6 protein-coding genes are annotated in these 5,932 nt (G+C 67.1%); 1 reads left to right on the top strand and 5 read right to left on the bottom strand.

The window, feature by feature from the left end; translation table 11 throughout:
- Positions 1-253 precede the first annotated feature (253 nt).
- On the top strand, positions 254-1,021 hold the full coding sequence (locus V7Q39_RS18785) for an NAD kinase (protein WP_333818143.1): 768 nt from the start codon (positions 254-256) through the stop codon (positions 1,019-1,021).
- Between the two features lie 58 nt (positions 1,022-1,079).
- Here V7Q39_RS18785 and V7Q39_RS18780 read toward each other — a convergent pair whose 3' ends face one another.
- The 5 genes from V7Q39_RS18780 to V7Q39_RS18760 all read right to left on the bottom strand — a co-directional run.
- Positions 1,080-2,516: a sigma-54-dependent transcriptional regulator gene (locus V7Q39_RS18780; protein ID WP_333818142.1), complete on the bottom strand. Its 1,437-nt coding sequence runs from the start codon at positions 2,514-2,516 to the stop codon at positions 1,080-1,082.
- Complete coding sequence (locus tag V7Q39_RS18775) at positions 2,516-3,043, bottom strand: hypothetical protein (RefSeq protein ID WP_333818141.1); 528 nt, start codon at positions 3,041-3,043, stop codon at positions 2,516-2,518. Before V7Q39_RS18775 ends, V7Q39_RS18780 begins: the two co-directional genes overlap by 1 nt.
- Positions 3,044-3,121: 78 nt before the next feature.
- On the bottom strand, positions 3,122-5,005 hold the full coding sequence (locus V7Q39_RS18770; protein ID WP_333818140.1) for a propionyl-CoA synthetase: 1,884 nt from the start codon (positions 5,003-5,005) through the stop codon (positions 3,122-3,124).
- A 192-nt stretch (positions 5,006-5,197) separates the two neighbouring features.
- Positions 5,198-5,599, bottom strand: a complete 402-nt coding sequence (locus V7Q39_RS18765) for a hypothetical protein (RefSeq protein WP_333818139.1) — start codon at positions 5,597-5,599, stop codon at positions 5,198-5,200.
- Between the two features lie 70 nt (positions 5,600-5,669).
- Positions 5,670-5,932, bottom strand: a 263-nt coding sequence (locus tag V7Q39_RS18760; protein WP_333818138.1) for a phosphate acyltransferase, incomplete at its 5' end; no start/stop codon positions are given.

Below are 5,932 nucleotides of genomic sequence, written 5' to 3'. Positions count from 1 at the left end.
GCGCGAGGACAAGCTTTCCGTGAAAAAACCAGAGTCGCGGGGGGAGGCGGGCATGCGTCAGGTCCTCGTGGCAAGGGGAAGCGTGGGGAGAAGTTGCGGGGTATTTAGACCAGCCATTCGGGACGGGAAAGGCAAGAAAGCGACAGGTTCCGTCTTGCGCGCGAAATCGGAAGAGGGCGGGCAGGCGGACGGGGGTTGAGTTTGCCGGGCCGGGCGGCCAAGACTGGCCGCACAACAGCGGGGTGGCCAGCACATGCAGCGGGAGCGGATCCGGTTCACGGCCTCGAAGGCCCCGGCGGCGGTGGCGGCGTTCCGGGCGCTGACGGCGGCCTATGGGCAGGCGGATGCGCGGCGGGCCGAGGTCATCGTGGCGCTGGGCGGTGACGGGTTCATGCTGCAGACGCTGCACGCGGCGCATGGGCGGCGGCTGCCGGTCTACGGGATGAACTGCGGCACCATCGGCTTCCTGATGAACGTCTATGCGCTGGAGGACCTGCCTGCGCGGCTCAAGGCGGCGGAGGAGACGGTGATCAATCCCCTGGCGATGCGGGCGGAGAATGCGAAGGGGAAGGTGACCGAGGCGCTGGCGATCAACGAGGTCTCGCTGCTGCGCCAGGGGCCGCAGGCGGTGAAGCTGCGGGTCTCGGTCGACGGACGGGTGCGGCTGGAGGAACTGGTCTGCGACGGGGCGCTGGTCGCCACACCGGCGGGATCGACGGCCTACAACTATTCCGCCCACGGGCCGATCCTGCCCATCGGGTCGGATGTGCTGGCGCTGACGGCGATGTCGGCCTTCCGGCCCCGACGCTGGCGGGGCGCGCTTCTGCCCCGGACGGCGGTGGTGCGCTTCGATGTGGTCGAGGGCGAGAAGCGGCCGGTGATGGCGGATGCCGACAGCCGGTCCTCGACCCGGGACGTGATCAGCGTCGAGGTGCGGTCGGAGGAAAGCGTGAGCCACCGGCTGCTGTTCGACCCCGGCCACGGGCTGGAGGAACGGCTGATCGGCGAGCAGTTCGTCTGAGGGGCGGCTTGCTCCCCGTGCGACGTCGTCGTCGTGAGACGAAGCTGTCGGGGAGCGGTCAGCTGGCCTTGGCGCTCCAGGCCTCGATCTTGCGGTAGAGGGTGGAGGGCGAGACGTCGAGCACCCGCGCGGCCTTGGGGATTGAGCCGCCGTGCAGCGTCAGCGTCGCCTCGATCAACCGGCGCTCGGCCTCGGCGAGCGAGAGGCCGAGGAGCGAGTCGGCGGTCAGGATCTCGATGCCCGGCGCAGGGGGCGCGGGCGGTTCGGGCAACAGTTCTTCCTCGGCAAGGCCGGGGGGCAGCATCTGGGGCGTGACCCAGCCGCCCTGGTTCAGCACCACCACGTTGCGCATGACGTTCAGCAGCTGGCGCACGTTGCCGGGCCAGGGCAGCGCCTGCATCAGGCTGCGCACCGACGGGTCGAGGCCGTGGAACTGGCGGCCCTCTTCCTGGGCGAAGCGGGCGAGCGCCGCCTCGGCGATCTCGATGACGTCCTGACCGCGGTCGCGCAAGGGCGGCATGTGGATCGGCACGACGTAGAGACGGTAATACAGGTCCTCGCGGAAATGCCCGCGGCGAACGGCATCCAGCGGGTCGCGGTTGGTGGCGCAGACGATGCGGACGTTGACCTTGCGGGGGCGCGTGGCCCCGACCGGCTGGACGGTGGAGGTCTGCAGGAAGCGCAAAAGCTTGGTCTGCAGCGCCGGGGCCATCTCGCAGATCTCGTCGAGGAAGAGCGTGCCGCCATCCGCCGCCGCGGCCGCGCCGGGCTTGTCCGAGATGGCGCCGGTGAAGCTGCCTTTCATGTGGCCGAAGACTTCGCTTTCCAGCAGGTCCTGCGGGATCGCCCCGCAGTTCAGCGCGATGAAGGGGCCGGTCGCGCGGTTGGAATTGGCATGGACGGCCAGCGCGCAAAGCTCTTTCCCGGTGCCGCTTTCGCCGGTGATGAAGACGGTGGCCATCGAGCGGGCGACCGAGGCGATCGTGCCGTGGATGCGCTTCATCGCGTCGGACGAGCCGATGAAGCCCGAGCTTTCGGCGATCTGCCCGGCGTCGCGGCTGCGGGTGGCGGGGGCCAAGGGATCGGCGGGTTTCGGCGCCTCGCGCGGGTTGGCTTCGGCCAGCGCGTTCTGCACGGCCGAGAGGAACTTGCCCTCGTCGAAAGGCTTGACCAGGAAATCATGCGCGCCGGCCCGCATCGCCTCGACCGCGCGGTTGACCGAGCCGTTGGCGGTGATGGCGATGACCCGGGTCTCGGGCTGCAGCGCCTGGATTTCCTGCATCACCTCCAGCCCGTCGCGGTCGGGCAGGATGAGGTCGAGGAGGACGACCATCGGGCGGTGAAGGCGGAACTGTTCCAGCCCCTCGGCGGCGCTGGCCGCGGTGGCGACGCGGTGGCCCGCGGTGGCGAGGATCGAGCGGTAGACCATCTGCAGCGAGAGCGTGTCTTCGACCAGCAGCACCGAGGGGCGGGAGAGCAAGGTGGAGGATTTCATCAGGCGTTACCAAAAGGCGGCCGGGTGGCGCGGATCAACTGGATCAGGGTGACAAGCTCGCCTGCCAGGGGTGGCATCAGCGCATCCAGTGCGTCGCGGTCCTGGCGGTGGGCGATGGCGTTCAGGTTTTCCGACATCGCCTGCAAGGACAGCGCGCCGACCGAGCCGGCAAGCGAGATCAGCACATGGCTGCCTTCGCGCAGGCGCTTCCAGTCGGACTGGAGGGCGCCGGTTTCCAGCAGGTCCTGGGTGGCGATCAGGTCCTCGGTCAGCCGGGCCAGAAGTTCGACGGCAAGTTCGGGGCCGGTGATGTCAAGGAGATGGCCGAGGCGTGAGGGGTCGAAGTCACCAAGCGGCGACGCCGGGGCGCGGGGCGCCATCAGCCGGGCAAGAGCATCCTCGATCACGTAAAGTTCGGCCTTCTGGTCAGCGGTTTCAAGATACGGGCGCAGCGCCTGGACCGCGCGGCGCAGGTCTTGCAGCGGACCCTGCATCGGATCCTCGGGCGCGGTGTCGGGGAGCGTCATCCGGTCAGGGTGCGGTCTGCGGGAATCTTTGCATAATGCAAAGATTGCCTCAGGTTCCGCGCCCTGTCCAGTGCCGCGTCACCGGGCGAGGCCCAGGCTTTGCAGGGCGGTGGTGATCTCGTCCAGGATGACGGGATCGTCGATGGTCGCCGGCATCTTCCACGGCTGGCTGTCGGCGATCTTGACCATGGTCCCGCGCAGGATCTTGCCGGAGCGGGTCTTGGGCAGGCGGTCCACCACCACCGCGCGCTTGAAATCGGCGACCGGGCCGATCTGGTCGCGCACCAGCTTCACACATTCCTGCACCACCTCGGCATGGGGCCGGTTCGACCCCTTGTTGAGGCAGAGGAAGCCCAGCGGCGACTGGCCTTTCAGCTCGTCCGCCACGCCGATCACCGCACATTCGGCCACATCCTTGTGGCTGGCCAGCACTTCCTCCATCGCGCCGGTCGAAAGGCGGTGGCCCGCGACGTTGATCACGTCGTCGGTGCGGGCCATGATGTAGAGATAGCCGTCGGCGTCGACATAGCCCGCGTCGCCAGTCTCGTAGTAGCCGGGGAAGTGGTTGAGGTAGCTTTTCAGGAAGCGATCCTCGGCGTTCCAGAGCGTTGGCAGCGTGCCGGGGGGCAGGGGCAGCCTGACGGCGATGGCGCCAAGGGTTCCGGGCGAAACCGGGTGGCCGCCTTCGTCCAGCACCTGCACGTCATAGCCGGGCATGGCGACAGAGGGGCTGCCGATCTTGACCGGAAGTTGTTCGATCCCCAAGGGGTTCGCGGCAATGGCAAAGCCGGTTTCGGTCTGCCACCAGTGGTCGATCACGGGCACGTTCAGGTGCTTCTGCGCCCAGTGGATCGTGTCGGGATCGGCGCGCTCGCCTGCCAGGTAAAGCGCCTGGAGGCCGGGGAGGTCCGGGACAAGCTTGCCTTCCGGGTCCTCGCGCTTGATGGCGCGCAGCGCGGTGGGGGCGGTGAAGAAGCTTTTGACCTTGTGCTCGGCGATGACGCGCCAGAAGGCGGCGGCATCGGGCGTGCCGACGGGCTTGCCCTCGTAGACGACCGTGGTGCAGCCCGCGATCAGCGGGGCATAGCAGATGTAGCTGTGGCCGACGACCCAGCCCACGTCACTGGCCGCCCAGAACACGTCGCCCGCGCCCACGTTGTAGATCGCGCGCATGGTCCAGTTCAGCGCCACCAGATGCCCGGCGGTGGGACGGACCACGCCCTTCGGCGCCCCGGTGGTGCCGGAGGTATAAAGGATATAGGCTGGGTGGTTGCCCTCGACCGGCACGCAGTCGGCAGGGGTGACGCCATACTGGAACTCGTGCCAGGCGACATCGCGGCCGGGGGTGAGCTTCGCCACCTCCTGCTCGCGCTGGAAGATCACGCAGAAGTCTGGCTTGTGGTCGGCCATCTCGATGGCGGCGTCGAGGAGCGGCTTGTAATGAACCACGCGCAAGGGTTCGATCCCGCAGGAGGCGGCGATGATCGCCTTGGGGGTGCAGTCGTCGATGCGGACGGCAAGTTCATGCGCCGCGAAGCCGCCGAAGACGACGGAATGGATCGCCCCCAGCCGGGCGCAGGCGAGCATCGCCTCCAGCGCCTCGGGGACCATGGGCATGTAGATGATGACGCGGTCGCCCTTCTGGACGCCCTTGGCCTTCAGCGCCCCGGCCAGACGGGCGACGCGGTCCTGCAATTCGGCATAGGTGATGACATGCTTCGTCCCCGTCACCGGGCTGTCATGGATGATGGCGGGCTGCTTGCCCCGGCCCGCGACGACATGGCGGTCGACGGCGTTCCAGCAGGTGTTGACGGTCGCGTCGGTGAACCATTCGTAAAGCGGCGCGCGAGAGGCGTCGAGCGCGCGGGTCGGCTTCGTCACCCAGTCGATGCCGTTCGCGGCGGTCAACCAGAAGCCTTCCGGGTCGTCCTGCCAGCTTTTGTAGATCTGTGCGTAGCCCATCGCGATCTCCCCCCGCCGATGTCTCCTCGCGCCGGTGGTATGCCATGGGATGCCGGTCGCGCAACGGTGTTACCGGCAACAGCCTGCGACAGATTTGCAGAATTTGCCGGTTGGAGGTGGGAAGATTTGCAAAATTGGCTTCTTCTGAGAGCAGCTGAGGCAAGCATCATGGATTTTGCAAAATGGGAAGAATCACTTGCCGGTTCGACCCGGTCCAATGATGAGACGAACCAGTAGTCCGACCACAGATCCAAGAGCGATAAAGAACACAAGGTATGAGGCTGCTGATCGCCAACCTTCTGACGTCGGCAGTCCACCACTCAGGAACGCCTCGTTGCTCTGACTTAGCCCTACATTCCCAGAGAGGCTGATACTTCCAACAAGAAGCCCGGCCAGCAATGCCATCGTCGCGGCTACCATCGCGCCGCTCGCAACCGCACCTCTCCAACTTACCGGGTTGCGCATCAGGTCGGACAGGATCGGTCCACCGAGCAGCCAGCAAGCCAATAGGGCTAGGGGAAAGAGAGCGAGGGCGAAAATGAAGAATTTCGAAGTGTCAGGTGGGGCGCCATGCCTGACGATTTCCCATGCCATGACACCTAGCCATCCCAGGACAGCGGAAAGCAGGATAGCCCATCGTCGCTGTGACGCGGTGTAGGGCCCGTCACCCATAATGCGCCACGGGCGTCCCGGCGATGGCGGACATGTTCAGCAACCCCCGCGCCGTGATCGCCGGGGTCACCACATGCGCCTTGTTGCCCATGCCCATCAGGATCGGCCCGACCTCCAGCCCTCCCGCCTTGACCTTCAGGATGTTGCGCACGCCCGAGGCCACTTCGGACGACGCGAACACCAGCACGTTCGCTCCGCCCTCGTAGCGCGAGCCCGGCAGCAGGCGGTCGCGGATCGACTGGTCGAGGGCCGCGT

The sequence above is a fragment of the Tabrizicola sp. genome (genome assembly GCF_036781545.1).
Lineage (GTDB): Bacteria > Pseudomonadota > Alphaproteobacteria > Rhodobacterales > Rhodobacteraceae > Tabrizicola.
The sequence above is the reverse complement of the archived record's forward strand: the minus strand, read 5'-3'. Positions and strand labels throughout refer to the sequence as shown.